The organism is Pseudomonas sp. NMS19W (genome assembly GCF_051554255.1).
Lineage (GTDB): Bacteria > Pseudomonadota > Gammaproteobacteria > Pseudomonadales > Pseudomonadaceae > Aquipseudomonas > Aquipseudomonas kribbensis.
In genome coordinates, this window is the sequence record NZ_CP136718.1 from 2,661,393 (window position 1) to 2,679,586 (window position 18,194).

20 protein-coding genes and 1 riboswitch are annotated in these 18,194 nt (G+C 58.5%); of the genes, 12 read left to right on the forward strand and 8 right to left on the reverse strand.

The genetic code is table 11. The annotated features are described in order from the left end of the window. Positions 1–17: 17 nt before the first annotated feature. The 5 genes from R1A29_RS11900 to R1A29_RS11920 all read right to left on the reverse strand — a co-directional run bounded on the left by R1A29_RS11900 (position 18) and on the right by R1A29_RS11920 (position 5,620). Positions 18–1,055 (reverse strand): alpha/beta hydrolase family protein, encoded by a 1,038-nt coding sequence (locus R1A29_RS11900; RefSeq protein WP_438301589.1) that lies wholly within the window; start codon positions 1,053–1,055, stop codon positions 18–20. 119 nt (positions 1,056–1,174) lie between these two features. Beyond that, on the reverse strand, positions 1,175–2,086 hold the full coding sequence (locus tag R1A29_RS11905; protein ID WP_438301590.1) for an ABC transporter substrate-binding protein: 912 nt from the start codon (positions 2,084–2,086) through the stop codon (positions 1,175–1,177). Continuing rightward, positions 2,083–2,442 carry a (2Fe-2S) ferredoxin domain-containing protein gene (locus R1A29_RS11910; protein ID WP_367253497.1) on the reverse strand — a complete coding sequence of 120 codons (360 nt, stop codon included), beginning with the start codon at positions 2,440–2,442 and terminating at the stop codon, positions 2,083–2,085. Before R1A29_RS11910 ends, R1A29_RS11905 begins: the two co-directional genes overlap by 4 nt. Then, complete coding sequence (locus tag R1A29_RS11915) at positions 2,442–4,379, reverse strand: TonB-dependent receptor plug domain-containing protein (RefSeq protein WP_438301591.1); 1,938 nt, start codon at positions 4,377–4,379, stop codon at positions 2,442–2,444. The genes R1A29_RS11910 and R1A29_RS11915 overlap by 1 nt, the downstream gene beginning before the upstream one ends. Positions 4,380–4,471: 92 nt before the next feature. Continuing rightward, positions 4,472–4,677: riboswitch (cobalamin riboswitch) on the reverse strand. Between the two features lie 34 nt (positions 4,678–4,711). Then, complete coding sequence (locus R1A29_RS11920; protein WP_438301592.1) at positions 4,712–5,620, reverse strand: LysR family transcriptional regulator; 909 nt, start codon at positions 5,618–5,620, stop codon at positions 4,712–4,714. Between the two features lie 169 nt (positions 5,621–5,789). On the opposite strand from R1A29_RS11920, the gene R1A29_RS11925 reads away from it, so the two are divergent. The 5 genes from R1A29_RS11925 (at position 5,790) to R1A29_RS11945 (ending at position 9,211) form a co-directional block, all read left to right on the forward strand. Then, on the forward strand, positions 5,790–6,227 hold the full coding sequence (locus R1A29_RS11925; protein ID WP_119429075.1) for a DoxX family protein: 438 nt from the start codon (positions 5,790–5,792) through the stop codon (positions 6,225–6,227). Between the two features lie 84 nt (positions 6,228–6,311). After that, a complete protein-coding gene (locus R1A29_RS11930) occupies positions 6,312–7,211 on the forward strand; it encodes a pirin family protein (RefSeq protein ID WP_438301593.1) in 900 nt (299 codons plus the stop codon). A gap of 73 nt (positions 7,212–7,284) precedes the next feature. After that, positions 7,285–7,803, forward strand: a complete 519-nt coding sequence (gene mug, locus R1A29_RS11935; protein ID WP_438301594.1) for a G/U mismatch-specific DNA glycosylase — start codon at positions 7,285–7,287, stop codon at positions 7,801–7,803. 108 nt (positions 7,804–7,911) lie between these two features. Then, positions 7,912–8,616 (forward strand): alpha/beta fold hydrolase, encoded by a 705-nt coding sequence (locus R1A29_RS11940; protein ID WP_438301595.1) that lies wholly within the window; start codon positions 7,912–7,914, stop codon positions 8,614–8,616. A 97-nt stretch (positions 8,617–8,713) separates the two neighbouring features. Beyond that, positions 8,714–9,211: a hypothetical protein gene (locus R1A29_RS11945; RefSeq protein WP_438301596.1), complete on the forward strand. Its 498-nt coding sequence runs from the start codon at positions 8,714–8,716 to the stop codon at positions 9,209–9,211. A 9-nt stretch (positions 9,212–9,220) separates the two neighbouring features. On the opposite strand, the gene R1A29_RS11950 is transcribed toward R1A29_RS11945, so the two are convergent. Beyond that, positions 9,221–9,601 (reverse strand): c-type cytochrome, encoded by a 381-nt coding sequence (locus R1A29_RS11950; protein WP_438302033.1) that lies wholly within the window; start codon positions 9,599–9,601, stop codon positions 9,221–9,223. A 735-nt stretch (positions 9,602–10,336) separates the two neighbouring features. On the opposite strand from R1A29_RS11950, the gene R1A29_RS11955 reads away from it, so the two are divergent. The 7 genes from R1A29_RS11955 to R1A29_RS11985 all read left to right on the forward strand — a co-directional run bounded on the left by R1A29_RS11955 (position 10,337) and on the right by R1A29_RS11985 (position 16,943). Beyond that, on the forward strand, positions 10,337–11,371 hold the full coding sequence (locus tag R1A29_RS11955; protein WP_438301597.1) for a helix-turn-helix transcriptional regulator: 1,035 nt from the start codon (positions 10,337–10,339) through the stop codon (positions 11,369–11,371). Between the two features lie 27 nt (positions 11,372–11,398). Beyond that, positions 11,399–12,499, forward strand: a complete 1,101-nt coding sequence (locus tag R1A29_RS11960) for a hypothetical protein (protein WP_438301598.1) — start codon at positions 11,399–11,401, stop codon at positions 12,497–12,499. A gap of 65 nt (positions 12,500–12,564) precedes the next feature. Continuing rightward, complete coding sequence (locus R1A29_RS11965; RefSeq protein ID WP_438301599.1) at positions 12,565–14,187, forward strand: hypothetical protein; 1,623 nt, start codon at positions 12,565–12,567, stop codon at positions 14,185–14,187. Further along, entirely contained in the window at positions 14,184–14,456 is a 273-nt protein-coding gene (locus R1A29_RS11970) for a YkgJ family cysteine cluster protein (RefSeq protein ID WP_438301600.1), read from the forward strand. Before R1A29_RS11965 ends, R1A29_RS11970 begins: the two co-directional genes overlap by 4 nt. A gap of 322 nt (positions 14,457–14,778) precedes the next feature. Then, positions 14,779–15,300 carry an AidA/PixA family protein gene (locus tag R1A29_RS11975; protein ID WP_438301601.1) on the forward strand — a complete coding sequence of 174 codons (522 nt, stop codon included), beginning with the start codon at positions 14,779–14,781 and terminating at the stop codon, positions 15,298–15,300. A 286-nt stretch (positions 15,301–15,586) separates the two neighbouring features. Beyond that, positions 15,587–16,411 (forward strand): ArnT family glycosyltransferase, encoded by an 825-nt coding sequence (locus R1A29_RS11980; RefSeq protein ID WP_438301602.1) that lies wholly within the window; start codon positions 15,587–15,589, stop codon positions 16,409–16,411. Between the two features lie 82 nt (positions 16,412–16,493). Next, positions 16,494–16,943, forward strand: coding sequence for a hypothetical protein (locus tag R1A29_RS11985; protein ID WP_438301603.1), 450 nt, complete (start codon positions 16,494–16,496; stop codon positions 16,941–16,943). Positions 16,944–16,990: 47 nt separating this feature from the next. Here the strand turns inward: R1A29_RS11985 and R1A29_RS11990 are convergent, their stop codons facing one another. Then, a complete protein-coding gene (locus R1A29_RS11990; RefSeq protein ID WP_114882967.1) occupies positions 16,991–17,350 on the reverse strand; it encodes a DUF6124 family protein in 360 nt (119 codons plus the stop codon). A gap of 356 nt (positions 17,351–17,706) precedes the next feature. Further along, positions 17,707–18,063: a DUF7079 family protein gene (locus tag R1A29_RS11995; RefSeq protein ID WP_438301604.1), complete on the reverse strand. Its 357-nt coding sequence runs from the start codon at positions 18,061–18,063 to the stop codon at positions 17,707–17,709. Between the last annotated feature and the right edge of the window lie 131 nt (positions 18,064–18,194).

Genomic DNA, 18,194 nt, shown 5'->3' on the forward strand with positions numbered 1-18,194 from the left:
CACAGGCAACAGCGTCATCAGTTGGGCAGTGACCGGTTCAGAAACCCGTCGATCAATGCCACAACCTGTTGCTGGATCGCCTCACGCGAACGACCGCCGCCATCCCCGCAAATGATGCCGTCGCCTGGCGAGTCTTCTTCAAGCAACTCCACGGCGCCGGGTTTGCAAGATGCCACGAAGCTGAAATGGCTGGCGTCGCTAATCTCGACATACTGCGACGATGCCGAAGGCAGGCGCTTGGCGAGATCGGCCGACTCCAATTGGGCGGGCAGGTCTTCGGACGGCACACCAGCGCCAATCACCAGCGTCGGGACCGGCAACGCGGCGAGGCTTGCGTCGGTCATCCCCCGTGACAGGCCCAGGTCCAGTGACACGATTGCGCCGACGCGTTTATCGCGCAAGTCCGCGCTCATCCGGCTTTTGGATTCTGGTGTGTCGGCGACGTTGATCGTCTTGTAGACGGAACAACTGGCCAGTTTTTGATGGGCTGCGCAGTCCTTGGCAAAACGCACGGGGTCGAAACGTGAGCCGGCGAGTTCGAGGGCGGTCCAGCCCCCGAGTGAATGACCGGCTACTGCAATTCGATGCATCGAAACGGCGCCCAGTTGCTCGGGCCGAGCGGTGACCGCATCGATGACACGGCTGATGTCGGCAGGTCGTTGCCACAGCTGTGCAGCGGCTTTCGGGCTGCGGTCATGCGTCGTGGTGCCGGGATGGTTGACCGCCGCCACGATGTAACCCTGACGGGCCAGCGCGGTGGCCAGCCACGCCTGGTTGCTCCAGTTCCCCCGATAACCATGGGAGAGCACCAGTAACGGATGCTCACCGGCAGTCGGTGGCGCATCGCGCACGGCGGACGTCCCGACGAACACGATATCGTCGGCAATCAATTGCGGGGTGGCGCTGGTTCTGGCGGGATACCAGACGACCATTTCCAGCGGACGGTCGTTGTGCGCGTCCGTCAATGTGGAGGTCCGGAAACCGATGGGGTTTTCGTCAGCGTTTGCGCTGGCCGAAAGGCAGACCAGTAGCAGGATGCCGAAAGCTATTTTCATTGTTTTTATCTTCCTTGATCAAAGTGAGCAAACGGGACGCTCGTCCAGACGTTCTACCAGTCTCTCGGGATAACTGTCTCGTCATTTATTGCCGTTGCGAATAAATCTCGCGGTGAGGTTCAATATAAGGCACTGAGCCGCTCTGCCAACTCCAGCGCCACCCGACCACTGCTCACGGTCGGCAACAGATGCGTAAACGGAATATCGATCATCCGGTTCTCACGCACGGCCCGCAGGGTCGACAGCACCGGATCCTGCATCAGCAACTGGCGCTTGCGAGTGGCTGGCGACCACTGTGCGTCGGCCAGCAGGATCACGTCCGGGTCCGTGGCGAGCAGGGTTTCGCGGCTGACGGTCACCCGGTATTGGCTGATGCCGGCGAACAGGTTTTGCGCCCCGGCGGCGGCCAGCAGAGTGGTGACAAAACCACGGCGGCCTTCGCTGTCGAGACCGTTGACCTCGCTGTCGAGGTAAAACACTGACAGTGGCCTACCCGGACGGGTTAAAGCCTTGGCCTTTTCCAGATCGGCATCCATCGCATCGCTCAGTTCCCGAGCGCGCTGCTGTCGGTGCAGCAAGGCACCAAGGGCCAAGAGGTCGCGGCGGATGTGTTCGAAGTAATCCAGCGAGTGTCCGTTGCAGGCTGACTCCAGCAAATACGAAGCCACGCCGTTGCGCCCCAGTCCGCTGCGTGACGTTACGCCGTTGCCGAATGCCGTCGCAAATCCACCCACCACAAGATCCGGTTTCTGCGCGTACAGCACTTCGCTCGACGGATAGCGGTGTGAGATCACTGGCACGCCGAAGTACTCGGTCAGAGGCGCGCCGGTATCATCCAGATAGGCCACACCCGCCAGCGCCGAGCCTGCGCCCAACGCCAACACCAGATCGGCCGCATGCTGATTGAGCGCGACAATCCGCGACGGTGGAGACACCGGCAGGTGCCAGGCCTCGCCACAATTGCGGTAGTCATCTGCCAGAGCCGGGGAACCGCACAGCAGGGCACCGGCCAGAAAGTACAGCCTTCTCACGAGCGCTCCTTGATCAGCAGATCCTCGACCACTTCGCCACCCACCAGATGCACCTCGACCAATCGCTGCGCATCGGCGTGGCTGCGTACGCCATACCAGCAGGTCTCCGGATACACCGTCATGACCGGCCCGAGATTGCACGGGAACTGACAGTGCGTGCGGGTCAGCAAAACCCCGCCCGGCGTCTCGATGCGGTCATGCGCGAGCAAGTGCCGGCGCAGGGTTTTCCATAGCTGCAACGCCCCGCGCTGGGTGCAGCGTGGGCCGGTGCAGAGGAATACATGGCGAGCATGAGCGGGAACATGCGACCAGTCCGGGTGCGTGTCGACGCCGTCGATGGTTTTGATTTCAGCCATCAGAAACGGTACGTGTAGCGGACTTCGGAGGTGAACGGCCGTCCGAGATTGTCGACGTTGTTCGAGCGGCTGGTGACGTAGTCGCGGTCGAACAGGTTTTCCACCAGCAGGCTCAGGCGATGCTGATGGGCACCGTCGAGATAGCGATAAGCATCGGCGTCCACCACCGAATAATGGCCGTACTCGACCTGTTTCGAGCTGATCACATCGCGGATGTAGCGGATCGCGCTGCCGGCGCCCCACATCCGGTCAATCGACTCGTAACCGATGCGCGAGCGGGCGAAGAAGCTCGGTACGTCATTGATCGTCACCCCCGCGCGGGACTCGGTCAGGTTGCGGGTCATGTCCGCCTGCAGGCTCCATTGATCGTTGAGTGCGAGCTTCGCGTCCGCCTCGAAACCACGCATCTGGATCCGCCCCTGGCCGTTGACCCACTGGATGTCGTCGAGGGTAATCAGGTCATCGATCTTGCGTTTGAACAGGGTGACGCTGGCGCTGAACTCGCGGTCAATCAGCAAGCCTTTGTAGTCGAGACCGAGCTCCGCGTTTCGGCTTTTCTCCGGTTTCAGGTTGCGGTTGCCCAGTTCATCACCCGGTTCGTTGACGAACAGTTGCTCGGCGTTCGGCAGTTTGTAGGCCGTGCCGTACTGCCCACGAACAGACCAGTTTTCATTGAGGTCGTACAGCGAAGTGAGCATACCGACCGTGGCGCTGTCGCCGCCGCTCATGGCTTCGTGGCGGATACCGATGCTCGGGTGCCAGTCGGGCAGGGCGTCGATCTTCGGACGCAACTGGGTGTAGAAAGCGTGGGCTTCGGCCTTGTCGTTGTCGATGATCAACACATCGTCCTGGCCCTTGAACCACTGGTTGTCCGTGCCGAACACCAGCACATGGCCGCCGGGCAATTCAGCCTTGCCTTCGGCCTGCACACCCCAGTCGGTGAAGCCCCAGTAGTCATTGTGGTTGATGGTTTTTACACCGCCATCGGACGTGTTGTTGATGCGCGTGTAGCGGGTGTCCCAGTCGTTGATGTGGCCTTTGACGAAATAGCTCAGGCGTTCGTTGACGTTCTGTTCGAAGGTGGCCGTGGCGATCTGCTGGATGCGGTCGTTGGTGGTCTTGTGGTTGTCCACCGGGCGGGCGAAATCGAGGTTGGCGTCGGCGTATTGGTAGAACAGTTCCAGGCGCGCGTCATCGGCAAAGGACTGAATCGCCTTGGCGCCGAAGGTGGTGACTTCGTAGGCGCGGTCCTTTTCGCTGCTGTTTCTGATGTCGCGATTGCGAAACGGCTGGTAGCCGTCCGAAACGTTATGGCTGACGTAGGCCAGCAGGCCCAGGTCGCCGAAACCGTTGGTGAAGATGTTTTCGACCCGCGCATCCTCGGTGGTGCCACCGAAGGTATCCACACCCATGTTCACTTCCCCGGAGGCTTTGCGGCTCTGCGGGCTACGGGTGACGATGTTGATTACGCCAGACACGGCTTGCGTGCCGAACAGCAGGCTCTGCCCGCCCTTGAGCACTTCGATACGTTCGATGGCGTTGGCTGGCAGGGTGTCAAGGTACAGGCCGCCGTACAGGCGATTGTTCAGGCGTACGCCGTCGAGCAGGATCAGCGTGTCGTCGTTGCGGCCGCCCAGCAGGGAATAGGTGCCGTAGTCGAACGGGCCGTTTTTCGGCGCGACGTACAGGCCGGGAATGAACATCTGCATCACGCGGCTGACATCGGCACTCGGGCCGGCGCGTTCGATCTGATCGCGGGTGACGATCTCGACCTTGCTGCCGAACTGCGCCATGTCGGCCACGGTCGTGGACTCCACGGAGGGCGCGGAAACGATTTGCTGGGTGAGTTCGAGTGGCGCGTCGTCTGCCAGCAACAGGGGGCTGAACAGGCAGCCAAGCAACAGGGATGGAGCCGGGGTGTTGAAAGGTTTGATCATCGTCTTCTCGAAAGGATCTTCGCAGAAGAGCATGCAGGAGAAGGCATCGCGCACACGCCGACACCGGCCCATGCCCGCCCACCGCAGGAGTTTGCCAAACAGCATTTCAGGCCGGTCTCCGGGCTCGCGCGTCTGGACGCTTTCACCTTCCCATGGCCGTCTGGCCACAGTGGTGTGTCGAAAGCATCACGCGCCTACCGTTGCGGGGGCAGCACCGGACTGGTTCGAAACGAACGCACCGGTTTCCCGTTTCACCCCATGCACGGCGGCATGGGACACCTGAAACAGGGCGGCATCTGAACACTCGGATGACCGCTCGTCAACTTGCCGGATCAAGCCTCGCGCGTATTCTGCTGAACGAAACGCTCGATCAACCACCGCGCCGCCGGCCCCGGTGGCACATCGGTGCGGTAGATGGCGTCGAAGGTGTATTGCCCGCTGGTGTATTCCGGCAGATCCAGTTGCACCAGTCGGCCGCTGTCCAGGTCTTCCTGGATCATCGGCCGGGGCATGTTGCCCCAACCGATGCCTTCGCGCAGCAGCATGTGCTTGGCGCCCAGGTCCGCCAGGCGCCAGGTGCGGTTGCTCAGCACTGCGAATTCTTTGTCTTTGGTCAGTTGCGAGCGGTCGGACAGCACCAGTTGCGTGTGCTCGCGTCCGGCACCGGGAGCATTGGCTTCGGCGGTCGCCAAAGGATGATTCGGTGCTGCCACCGGAATCAGCTCGACGCTGCCGATGCCGATTCTTTCGATGCCGTTGATACCGTCGTTCATTGGCCCGCTGACGCCTACTACCGCACCGCGATTGATCACTCGCTCCGTCACGGCACCGAGCGCTTCAATGTGCAGATGCAGGGCAACAGTGGGGAACTCCTCGCGAAAGGATTTCAGCGCATCGACCACACGCTCGGCCGGTAGCATCACGTCGAGCACCACATGCACCTCGGCCTCAAGCCCTTGCAGCAGGCCTTTGACCTTGGCGCGCAAGCCATGCACGCCGTTGGCGATGGTCCGGGCCTCAGCCAGCACCGTGCGGCCGGCTTCGGTGAGCTGCGGCTTGCGGGTGGTTTCACGATCGAACAGGGTGACGCCCAGCTGCATTTCGAGATTGGCAATCGAATAGCTGATGACCGACGTCGCCCGGTGAAGCTTGCGCGCCGCCCCGGCAAAACTGCCGACTTCGACGACGGTAAGAAAGACCCGCAGTTGATCGAGTGTCGGTGTGCCTGGGTCGGAGATCATGTCGGTGTCCTTGAGTTACCGGGGGGGACGTTACTGGATGCACAGCTTACCTATTTTTTCGAACATAAAGATCTAAATTAGTCGGCTATTCAGATGAGCCGTCGAGGCGCAACATTTCTTCATCCGGACGGTTCAAGTCGAACCGGACCCCATTGAAGGAAATACTCCCATGGCTACTTCTGCAAACATCGCCCAAGCAACTGCTGTACAGAACGCTTCCGACACCAAACAAGCCTCGGCTGCCTTGATCGGCCGCGTCTTGCTCAGCGTGATTTTCATCCTCTCCGGTTTCTCCAAACTCGCCGCGCCGGCCATGATGATCGGCTACATCGGCTCGGTAGGGCTGCCGCTGCCGCAAGTGGCGCTGGCACTGGCAATCATCGTCGAAATCGGTGGTGGCCTGGCCCTGATTGCCGGCTACCGCACCCGCACCGTCGCCGCTGTGCTGGCCGCGTTCAGCGTGTTCACCGCACTGGCCTTCCACAATGCGCTGGCTGACCAGAACCAGTTCATCCACTTCTTCAAGAACATCGCCATGGCCGGCGGCCTGCTGCAAGTCGTGGCCTTCGGTGCCGGTCGCTTCAGCCTCGACGCCCGTCGCCGCTGAAAGCCGAGCGCCGCGAGGGACTGGTTCCCTCGCGGCGCTTTGCCGTTTGTTGGCCGTTCCCCGCATCAGAATCGAGTAATCATCATGACCGTTCAGCAACACCTCTCCGGCTACACCCGCGAACCTGTCACTCACCGCACTCTGCGCTATCGCACCAGCGGCAGCGGGCACGGCTCGATCGTGCGACTGATGAGCCCTTCGGATCTGGGCCAGTTGATCAAACCTTTCGTGTTCCTCGACCTGTTCGAAGGCGAGGCCTCGTTCATTCACAACATGCCGATGCACCCGCATTCGGGGATCGCCACCGTGACGGTGATTACCGAAGGCAACCTGCGTTTCGAGGACGCCGAATCGGGCAAGGGCATGATCGATTACGGCGGTGTCGAGTGGATGCGCGCCGGTGGCGGTGTGTGGCACGGCAAGGAAATGTCGGTGGGCACGTCGCAGCGGATACAGGGTTTTCAACTGTGGGTGGCTTTGCCGCCGGAGCTGGAAAACGCCAGTGTCGACAGCCAGTATCTGGAATCCTCCGCGATGCCTGAAGTGGGACCGGCGCGGGTGATTCTCGGTGCCCATCAAGGCGTGCAAAGCCCGGTTCGGGCACCCGCCGGTATCAACTATCTGCTGGTCACGCTGAGTGCCGGCGAAACCTGGACTTACACGCCACCCGAAGGCCACGAGTCGTTATGGCTGAGCGTCGGCCGTGGATTGCTGGCGACACCGGATCTGGTCAGCGCCGGCGAAATGGCCGTTTTCGAGCCGGGCAACGGTGCCGTTACCCTGAAGGCCCTGCGCGATGGCACCGTGTTCGTGATCGGCTCGGCGCAGTCTCATCCCTACGATCTGGCATTGGGTAATTACTCTGTGCATACCAACCCGCAGGCCTTGCGAGAGGGCGAAGCGAAGATCGCGGAAATCGGTGGGCGGTTGCGCGAGTATCTCAAGCAGGCGGATGGGGTGGGGGCGGTGCCGGTGTTCAAGTAGTCCAGTAAAAAGTCATTTGATGATGCGGACGCTACGGCTATAACTGTCGACAACATGGGTGGCAGAGGCTTTTATGGCGGACGAGAAACTTGAAGACATCCTGACCGAAGGCCTGTCCGTGGTGTTCTGCGGGATCAATCCCGGCCTGTTGGCGGCGGAGCAGGGGCATCACTTTGCCGGGCGGAGCAATCGGTTCTGGCGCACGCTGCATCTGGCCGGGTTCACGCCTGTAGAAGTGGCCCCGGAAAACGACCGCTCGATCCTGCATTACCACTGCGGGCTGACTGCTGTGGTCGAGCGGCCGACAGCGCGGGCGGATCAACTGTCGGCGCGGGAGTTCACCGCGGCAGCGGGGGACTTCGAGCACAAGATCAAACGCTATGCGCCGCGTTATGTGGCGTTTCTTGGTAAGGCTGCCTATGCCGGATTGTCCGGGAAAAAAGCGCTTGAATGGGGCCCGCAGGACAGCACGTTCGGCGGGGCCGATGTGTGGATCCTGCCCAACCCCAGCGGTCGCAATCTGGCGTTCAATCAGGATCAATTGGTGACGGCGTATCGGGCGCTTTATCTGGCGTCGAGCGCGTCGCGATAAAGCGCCGCGTGACTTTCATCATCGGTGCTGTGCGCTCAGGCATAATCCCGCGCCGGGCAGCAATCGCCCCAATGGCACCCGGTCTGTCGTCCAGGAAACCCGCAATCCATGCATTCGCTCCAAACCGCAAACGAGTTCACCGTCCCGTTCGGAAGCCACAAGCTTTACGCCGATACGCTACCGGGCAGTGGTCGCCCGCATTTGTTCTGTATCCACGGTGGCGGAGCCCGCAGCCGAGAGGTGTTTGCAGACCTGCGGCAGATATTGCACGGGCAGGGCATAGGCTCCACCGCGCTGGACTGCATCGGGCATGGGCAAACCGGGGGCGTGTTCGCCGAGTCTTCCCTACACCGGCGCGACCAACAGTCGCTATCGGTCATCGAGCACAGCGGAACCCGGCCGACCGCTCTGATCGGCATCAGCATGGGCGCCTACAATGCCGTGCGCCTGAGCGAAATCCTGGATGTCCGGATGCTGATCCTGGTCGTGCCCGGGATCTATACCCCGCAGGCGTACAAGGTGCCGTTCGGCCCTGAGTTCTCGGCGATCATTCGTCAGCATCGCAGTTGGCTGGCGAGCGATGCGTGGGACATTCTCGGTCGATTCAAGGGCCGGTTGCTGGTGATTGCGGGGGAACGGGACGAAGTCATTCCGCTGGAAATTCCCGAGCGTCTTCTGGCCGCTGCAACTCAGGCACAGGACCGGCAGTTGTGGGTTGTTCCGGATGCCGGTCATAACGGTTTGTTGCCGCTGGTGTTGCAGAATCCCGAGTGGCTGGCCGCGATCACTGCGGGGCTGGCGTCGAGCGGTTGAGTGCAAGCCTGTGAGGGCCGTCTGATCTTCCATCCGGGCGACAGGAATCGTCTATCGTCATGAAGATCAACACATGGCCACGATCAGGGAGCTGATCATGAATCGTCAGGAAGACCTCAACGTTATCTGGAAGCGGATATTCTGGATTTTCATAGCCCTGTTGGTGCTGGCGATTGCCGTCACTTACAGCCTGCCCGACTACAAAGTGCCGTTTATCGTTTGTATCGCCGGCAATGTCGGGGGCTACGTCGGGTTTCACCGGCGACTGTCAATGCTTACCGACCCGGAAATCGAAAACCTCTCCCGATCATGGTTCGCCTTGATACTGCCTTCATTCATCGGCGGGATACTGGCGGGGCTCTTGTATCTCTTGTTCCTTTCCGGCGTTATCAGGGGCGATCTGTTTCCGGTGATCGTTCCGGATGAGGATCCGCAATGTCTGAAGCAAATTTTCAATGACATCTTTTGCCAACATGCAGAAGGGTACGCGGCTTACGCCAAGTTGCTGTTCTGGTCATTTGTCGCGGGCTTCAATCAGGACTATGTCGTTGACCTGATTGAAAACATAAAGGGCAGCGATAAAAAGACTGACTGAAGCAGGCACTTAGTTCTGTTTTTTTGAAATGACCTCGTTCATGTACTGATTCAAATCGCGAAAATCATTAACGCTCCAGGCATGCGGCGGGATCTTTACGCCGTTCTCGCGCAAGGTTTTCGGAATCAGGTCGCCGTTCGGGCGAAGGATGATCGAGGACACGATCACGCCCGGGTAATCACTCAGTCGTTTCTTGAAGGCGGGTGTTGTCAGATCAGGTGTCGGTGGATTGCTTTTAAGGGCCAGTGGGCCTGTTCCCTTGATATCGGGCCCGTGGCACACGGCGCATCTCTGTGAGTAGAGATTCTTTCCGTTGAGGTTGTCTGCGAAGGATGGTGTTGTTTGAGTAAGCGATAGAACTGCCAGTAAAGCGATGGTGGATGTTTTCATTTTTATAGGTCGATATTGATGAGTTTTGACGATGAAACGCTTCATGCGCTTTAGAAGTTGACGCAAGTGAAGGATAACTACCCGCCGCTGTAATGAGCCACGCACCGACAAGTAACCTATGCGACGCAGGCTGTCGTCCCTGGTGAGCAACATGGCTTCACCCGGTCGTCAGCAGGTGCAGCCATGCCAGTTCCTCCACACCCGTTCACTCTTGTTTGCCAGTACTGCTCATGGAAAAAAACCATTTTTCCCTGCAGTGACGTACTCGTACCGCTGCGCGACTGGATGTCCAGTTGTCCCCACTGCCGAACCCCTTCGCTTCAACGTCGCCTCGCAACTCCCAAGGAAATGCTCAAAGTGCGACTGGAGCAATTCTCGCGCTCAACGGGGGAATATTCGGTACCGCGACACAGGTTGTCGCGTGCATCGAGAAACTGATCACAACACACACGAGGTTACATCGATGAAAAACCTGTTCGCCACAATCGGATTTTTGGTCGTCCTGAAAAAAGGCATCGAACTGTATCGCGAGTACAGCGAAATGAAGCGTGAAAGGGAGACGCGCCAGCCTTCGTCCACATGAGCGAAGGCAGAAAACTGGAAGCTGCAGCACGGCTTCATGTGTCTCTGCAATCCGCAGAAGGGTGGGTGGCACAACGCCATCAAATTCATTACCATCATGTCACTTGCGCCAGCCTGCTGGCGGTAGTCGAGACATAGAACAAGGAAGTCATCATGTCCCAAGCGAAGGATACGCTGCTCAGGCTATTCGCATTATTGCGCCTGATCCCCACCGAACCTCAGCGCATCGCAACACCGACCCTGCTCGAAAAGCTCCGTGACAGAGGTTTCTCTGTAACGCTGCGGTCAATCCAGCGCGACTTGAGCCGGTTGTCGATTCCTTTCTCCTTGCAGTGTGATGACAGCGAGACTCCCTTCCGTTGGAGCTTCACACGTGAGGCGCCACTCAAGCTCGAAGACATGGATGCGCCGACCGCACTGGCACTGTTCCTGTCGGAAAGCCACCTTAGCCCGATACTGCCACAGAGCGTTCTGGACCAGTTGAGCCCTCAGTTTCGCCGGGCGCGTAATTTCCTCAGTGGCCTGGGTGGCAACGGATTGGCGGATTGGGCGAAGCGTGTTCGAACACTGCCCAATGGCAAGACGCTGCTTCCGGCCCAGGTCAGTGCTCACACCTGGGCGCAAGTATCCGCCGGCCTGCTTGAGCGTAAGCAGCTTGAAGTCAGCTACTTGAGCCGAAGCAAGGGGGAGCTCAAGCACTTTCGCCTGCACCCGGCCGGCCTCGTGTCACGTCATTCCGTCAGTTACCTGCTCGCCTCGGTGGATGGTTACAGCGACCTGCGTCAGTTCGCCTTGCACCGGATCAGCGAAGCAGCCGTGCTCGACCAGGCCGGCCATGAGCATGAAAGCTTCGATGTCGATGCCTACATCGCCAGTGGCGTATTCAGCTTCCGTGAAGCAGAGATGCATGTAGAGCTGATAGCCGATGTGCGCCCGCAGATCGCTGCTTTGCTCAGCGAAACCCCTCTGAGTCATCAACAGACCTTGAGCGGTATCTCCGCAGAAGGCTGGCACCGACTTGAGGCAACCGTGCCACTGGACCGGGAAACGCTGTGGTGGATCTTCGCCCTGAACGAAAACATTCGCCTGCATGCGCCACAGGTGTGGGTGGAAGAAGTCCGCACGCGACTGAACGCGATGCAAGCGCTTTACCTGGCCCCTTCGGTCCCGCAACTACAACCTGCCTGACCCTCCAACAATCAAAAGGACATTGCTATGCCTCTTCCCCTCATCCTCGGCGCTGCGGCGTTGGTAAGCGCAGCCTACGGTGCCAAAAAAGGCTACGACGGCTACCAGAAACACTCCGAAGCGGACGATATCGTCAACGCCGCGAAAAAGCGTTATGCCGATAAGAAAGACGCCTTCGATGTCCAGGAAAAAGCCACCACTTCCGCACTTGAAGCACTGGGCAAGGAAGAGCTGAACATCGGCAAGCAATTCGATGAGTTCAAGACCCTCGCCGACGCCTTGCTGAAGCAACTCAACGCGGGCCGCCAGAACAAACTGGAAGTCAACATTCCCAAGCATAAATTGCAAAACATCGCGAGCTACAGCTACACCGCGGTGGGCGTGCTGGGCGCCGCTGCCGGGGCAGGTTTTGCCGGTGCTGCGGCGGGCTTTGCCGTATACGGCGGCGTCATGGCTTTGGGCGCGGCGTCTACTGGCACTGCCATCTCCTCGCTGGCCGGTGTTGCCGCCACCAACGCAACGCTGGCAGCGATCGGCGGCGGCTCCCTCGCCACCGGCGGTCTGGGTATGGCGGGTGGTACTGCAATCCTCGGTGCTGCGGTAGCGGGGCCGGTGCTGGCCATCGCCGGCTGGGCTTACGATAGCCACGGAGAAGAAGCACTCAAGAATGCGCGCAAGGCCGATCGCGAAGTCGACAGCGCCGTGAAGAAACTGCAAAGCGCGCTAAAGCAGCTCAGCAAGACAGAAGATTACGCATTCGACATCAACGACGTGTTGCAGTCGGTCTACAAACAGTTCGATGACTACTTCGAGCACCTCAAAGTAGTCAACCGTCACCTTGAAGACATCCGGTCTCGCAAGCTCGACCCGCAGACAGAAATTGCCAAACTGGGCGATGCCATTCTGCGCCTGATCAACAACGGCTACGCACTGGCCGCCATCCTGGTCGACCTGATTACTACACCTCTGTTCCGGGTCAAGGAAGTCAACGGCAACGTCGTCAAAGACAAGAATGACATGCCAGTGATGGCCACCGATGCCGATGGCTCGATGATCCTCAACAGCGAGCAACTGGACCAGCAGCTCAGCGAAACCAAAGCCAAGGCCGCGCTCATCGAAGCCGCCTGATCCGGAGCGGGACCGAAAGGTCCCGCGTCTGCTTCGCTCCCTGATTATTCGCCACGGAAGCCACTATGCACGCCGCAGCAAAAGACTACCCCTGGGCCGATGAGCTCGAGAAAACCGTCATCAATAGCCTGGCCACCAGCTTTGGCCTGGACTTTCTGTTGTTCAAGGACCAGAAGGGCGGCGAAGTGGACACCATCCACAACGTGCGCAACGGTGTGTGGGCGACAGAAGCGGAAAAGCAACGTTACGAGCAACAGGGTGAGTACGACTCCACGCCCTACCATCAGCATGCGAATTACATTGCCACTGGCCAGCGAGACAAGGCCGAGCAAGCCGCCGGCACGCTGCATGACCCGTATCGCAATACCGTCATGGGCGCTCATGAACAGCGCAATCTCGACCATGTCATCAGCGCGAAAGACATCCATGATGACGCCGGTCGTGTGCTGGCCGGGCTGAGCGGCGTTGAACTGGCGAACCAGAGCAGCAACCTGCAAACCACCCACGAAACCGTCAACAAATCGAAGAAGCAGACGCCCATCGGCGAGTATCTGCAGAAGTTGCCGGGCCTGATCAGCACCCATGAGAACACGCTGACCAAAGACCGCGAACGCCTGGCGACCTTGCCCCGCGAAACACCACAGCAGCAACACCAGGCCCGCGAGCTGGAAGACAAAATCCGCAAGACCGAAAGCAAGGTCAACGAGCTCAAAGCCATAGATCCCGATGCCATGCTCAAGCGCGATGCCGAAGCTCGCGCCCCATATGAGCAGCAAATCAACCATAGCTACTACACCAGCAGCAAGTTCCTGCACCAGACCGCCGGTGTGGCGGGTATGGCAGGTCTGGCCATGGGGACCCGACAGATGCTCGGGATGGTCATGGCGGAAGTGTGGTTCGAATTGCGTGAGCAATTGCCCGCGCTACTGGACAAGCTCAAGCACAAATTCAGTTTCGAGGCATTCGTCGACAGCATTGCCCAGTCGCTGAAAGGCATCTGGCAGCGGGTTCAGGCACGTTTCAGCGCGTTCCTGGTGGCGTTCAAGGACGGTGTATTTGCCGGCGTACTCGGCAGCTTGACCACGACCTTGTTCAACATTTTCGCCACCACCCAGAAAATGGCGATCAAGATCATTCGCGAAATCTGGGGGCAGTTGGTCAAAGCCATCAAACTGATGGTCTTCAACCCCGACCAACTGAGTTTCGTCGAGCTTTGCCAGGCGGTGACTTCGCTGTTGTCCGTCGGCGCGGCCACGGTTGTTGGCACGCTGGCCTACACCCAGCTTTTACCGTTCTGCAGCTTCCCGTTTGGTGGTGAGCTGGCAGCGTTTGCCAGCGCACTCGTGACGGGCGTGGTCACCCTTGGTCTGAACTACGTTTTACTGCACAGCGACTTGGCGCAAAAACTTTGGGCTTTTGTCGAATCGCTGACGCCTCATGCCGGGACCGTGCGTGAGTTCCAGGCCATCAACGCCGAACTGGACCGCTACCTGCTGGAATTCAGCCAGCTGGAGTTCAACCTGGACGTCGAGGAGTTGCAAGCGTTCACCGTGGAACTGGACGCCTGCAACGATGAAATCCAGCGTAGCGTCGTGTTGCAGAAGGCCGTTGAAGCTCGCGGTATCGAGTTGCCGTTCGAGATGGGTAGTGCGGCCAGCACGCGCAACTGGCTGGCCTCGTTGGTATGACGCTACTGGCGTTTCCCTGTACGCAATGCGGGCTATGTTGTCGCAACGTGCATCTGGCAGAGCAAACACGTTATCTGGATCGGGGAGACGGGGCTTGTCGGCACTACAGTGATGCCGACAAGCGCTGCCAGATCTACGAGACGCGACCGGATATCTGCCGGGTCGACCGGCAGTACCGGATGCATTATGCGCAGCAGTACAGCTGGGAGGCGTTCGTGGAAGTGAATGTCGAGGTTTGCCGACTACTGCAACATCAGGCGGACGGGTAGCACGCCACCGATCACGGCGCGCTGGCCGCCATCACCTACAACAGGCGTACGCCGTGCGGTACTTGCCGACAACGGTTGTGCGCCTTTGCCAAATGGAGCAGTCAGAAAACACCTCAATTTTTTTAAGAGATCGACTATCTCAGAAATAAATCAACGGCTTGGTCTCGCTGAATTACGCTCCATTGTTCCCGCGTCAACTGATCGCACGTTGACACTATAAAGCCATCTCCTATCGTTCTCCGCAGACCGCATCCAGGGACCGGATGAGCCGGACAGCCTTTGCGGGCGCGGTCGTCATGCCATTCCAACAAGGAGCAGCAACATGTCCAGTGCGACCAATACTTTTGACGTGCTCGTCAATATCGATGCCGATTACCTAATTGCCCATCCAAACGACGTCGGCGGTGCGATTTCCATGCTGGTGACGCGCGATGCCGTCGATCCACATGCCAGCGGCAACACCGGCGAAGGCGGTAACGAGTTGTGGATCGATGTCAAAACCGGCGACAACATCCGCTGGCGTGCCACCACGCTGTCGCGCAACTTCGACCGCATCGCACAGATCAAGAACGTCCAGCCGGGCGATCCTCATCAGGGCGGCGATTACAAAGGCACCATCTCGCCACCGGTCTCTTTCAACGTGCCGGGTGTGGTGATCTACTTGAACAAAGCGGCTCCCGGCGGTATTTCCAAAACCGATGTGACGTACTCCCTGTGGCAAGCCACTGCGCTGAATCCAGGCAAACTCTGGTACACCATCAACTTCGCCCTGTACGACCGTGACCTTAACCAGATTGGCACAGACCACACCTGGGACCCCTACATCACTGTGAATAACCAGTAACTGAAAAGTACACAGCCCGGCCAGAGGCTCTTCGTCGATGACGAGAGTCTCTGGCCGGGCTTTTTGTTGTCTTTCATCCGCCTCGTTCAGGGAGTGTTGGGGCGCGTCATGCTTGAATAGTCCCTGCCGTGGGCTAGGCTCAAATTCAACTTTCCGGAAAGCAGAACTTCAATTCCTGCGTTACCGGAATTTCAGGATTCTGGCCAAAAAGAACAACTTCACTAAAGGGTTACCGATGGATCGATATGATGCCCCGCTTGTTGTAGATCGCACTTGGCGGGCAGGCATGTTGAAAGGATTGATTGCAAGAAATCCATGCCTGAGCATTTTCTTCATGACACTGGCCGTGTTCATGGTGTTGCAGTACAAACCTGCTGTCCTCAACTACACCACACGCTTTGTCGACTTTGCCGAGTACATGTTGCTGCACGGCGTCACGCTGTTTCCCATTGCCGACGACCTCAAGCCTTATCCCGACTACACCGTCCTCAATACTTTGCTGGTCTATCTGGTTTCCTTGCCGTTTGGCCGGGTGTCGATACTTTCCATGGGGTTTCCGTCCTGCGTGGCGGCGTCCCTGATGCTGGTGTTCATTTATCGGCTGGGAGCGCTGCATAGCAAGAAGTGGGGCGCGTACGGCGTGCTTTTCAGCCTGTTGACCTGGGCCTTTCTCGACGGCGTGAACTCGCTGGCACTGGATATCTACCCGGCGCTGTTTACGGTGATGTGCTTTTACATTGCCTATTCGGCCGAATTGAAAAAAGACCCGCGACGCCTGGCGCTTCTGTTCGTGGGACTGGCACTGGGCTTTGCGTTTCGTGGGCCGATCGGTTTGATCGGGCCGGCAAGTGTCATCGGGGCTTATTACTTTCTGAGTCGTCAATGGCGCATGTTATTGGTGTTTTCATTCCTGTCGGGCCTGATTCTGGCCGCTGGAGTTGTGCTGTTGGCATGGGCAGCCTACGCGCAAGGGGGCAATCGTTTCTCGAAGAAGTGCTTAACATGCAGGGCATCGGCCGCTTCGGCTCCGACCACGCACCGCGCTATTACTTCTACTTCTCCGCAGGCCTGTTTACCTATGGTTTCACGGTGTTTTACGCCATCAACGTGATCCTGAAGAAGTACAAACTTTTTTTCGTTCGACCCGCGACAAAGACATCGACCTGCTGCTCTATCTGACCGGGTGGCTGTTGGTGTTGCTGGTGCTGTTCACCATCCCGAGCTCCAAAAAAGCACGTTACATCCTGGCAATCACCCCGGCCATTTCACTGCTGGCCGCGTACCTCTTCGTCAGCCAGGAAGCCGCCTTCGTACGCGCCAAAAACGGCCTACTGAAGTTCTGCCTGAAGTTGCCCATGCTGGGGTTGGGGATGCTGGTGTCGGTGCTGGTCTACAACAACTTCGCCGAAGTCCCGTTGCAGCCCAACTATCTGGGCGCAGGCCTGGGATTGATTGCGCTATTGAGCTTCTATCACGCCAAACGCGAGTACTTCGCCGAGCATCCTTATCGTGAGTTCATGACGCTGTCGTTTGGGGTAGGGGCGTTTTTGATTCTGGATATGTTTTTCTTCAATCCGATCACCTATCACCTGGAACTGATGATCGAGCCTACGCCGAAGTTTTTGCCGTATTGGTTTTGGTGAAGCGGATGTAGAAGCAGCCATCGACTGCTTCTACAGCCACCGACCGCTTACGCCACTTCGACGTGATCCAGCGCCTGATTCACCGCCAACCCGGCGACCATCACCACCTGCGCAATCCCCAACGCCGTCTTGCGATGCGAGGGTTCGAGCGTGGACGCAAAGTTATTCAACATCTCGGTGGCCGAACCCAGGGATTCGCTGGCATTGGCCAGCAGGGATTCAGTGTTGTACTTGGGATTGGCCCGGAACATCGGCTCGGGATCGATGCAGCACGACATCACCCGGGAAGACGGGGAGAGATAGTGATCCAGAGCACGCTCGGCGGCATCGTGGAATTTCTTCGAATCGGGAAATTCGTAAGGGGAGGTTGGGTCGGTTTCGGGTGGGTTGGGTGTTGGTTTGATCATGGTGGAACTCCTTGTGTCGTCATCAGGAACCATCACCCACTCGCTACCAAACGATGGGTGGTGGCCATACGCAGGTTGGTAGACCGGGACACAAGGAGACCGGCGCACTCGAAAGTGCCCTGTGCATGGCCACCATAAAACCGGGACGATTGAACGCCGCAACGGTGAGCCTTGCTTCTTGTGTTTGCTCGGGCTACCAAACCCGATCACTGTTTTTCAGTGACCCAGGAACGATAAAACCCGCAGCGTAGACGCACAAGACGGCGGATTCTGGCGTAGTCGTAGGCAATGACGCAAGGCGTTGTAGCCTTGGGGAAGTTACGGCGGGTTGCTTTAAACGCGGCCTGTTTAACCGCTCAAAGCCTGGAAGAAATCTCCTTCCAGATGTAGCCGTAGTTGTATTGCAGCCAGCGAACCAACGCCTTATCGAATTGCCTGCGAAACCAGCTGTTCTCCCTGGCTGCCAGCCTTTGCTCGATCATTATTCTGAGTGAGTCTGGATCGAAGCCAGTCCATACCGAGGGCACAGCGGCCAGAAGGTTGGTGAAACACACCGGCGCGACCTCTGAATAAAGGATGTCGTAGAGCACGTCAGGATCGATGCCTCTGACTTCCGCGGCTACGTAATCGTATTCGACGGGTAAATCGTTGAAAGGCCAGGAGAGGGCAGCTCTGACGTTGGTCAGCTGTGGCTCAGTCAGAAGATGTCCCAAACCCAAAACTCCTTAAGTCCGCCTTTCATTGAGTAGGGGCAAGGTGATGTGGTTGTTTCTCGAATGAAAACTCTGGGTCGCTGGTGAAAAGGGGTGTAAATATGTTCCTTTTGGTTCTGCCCCCCCTTTGA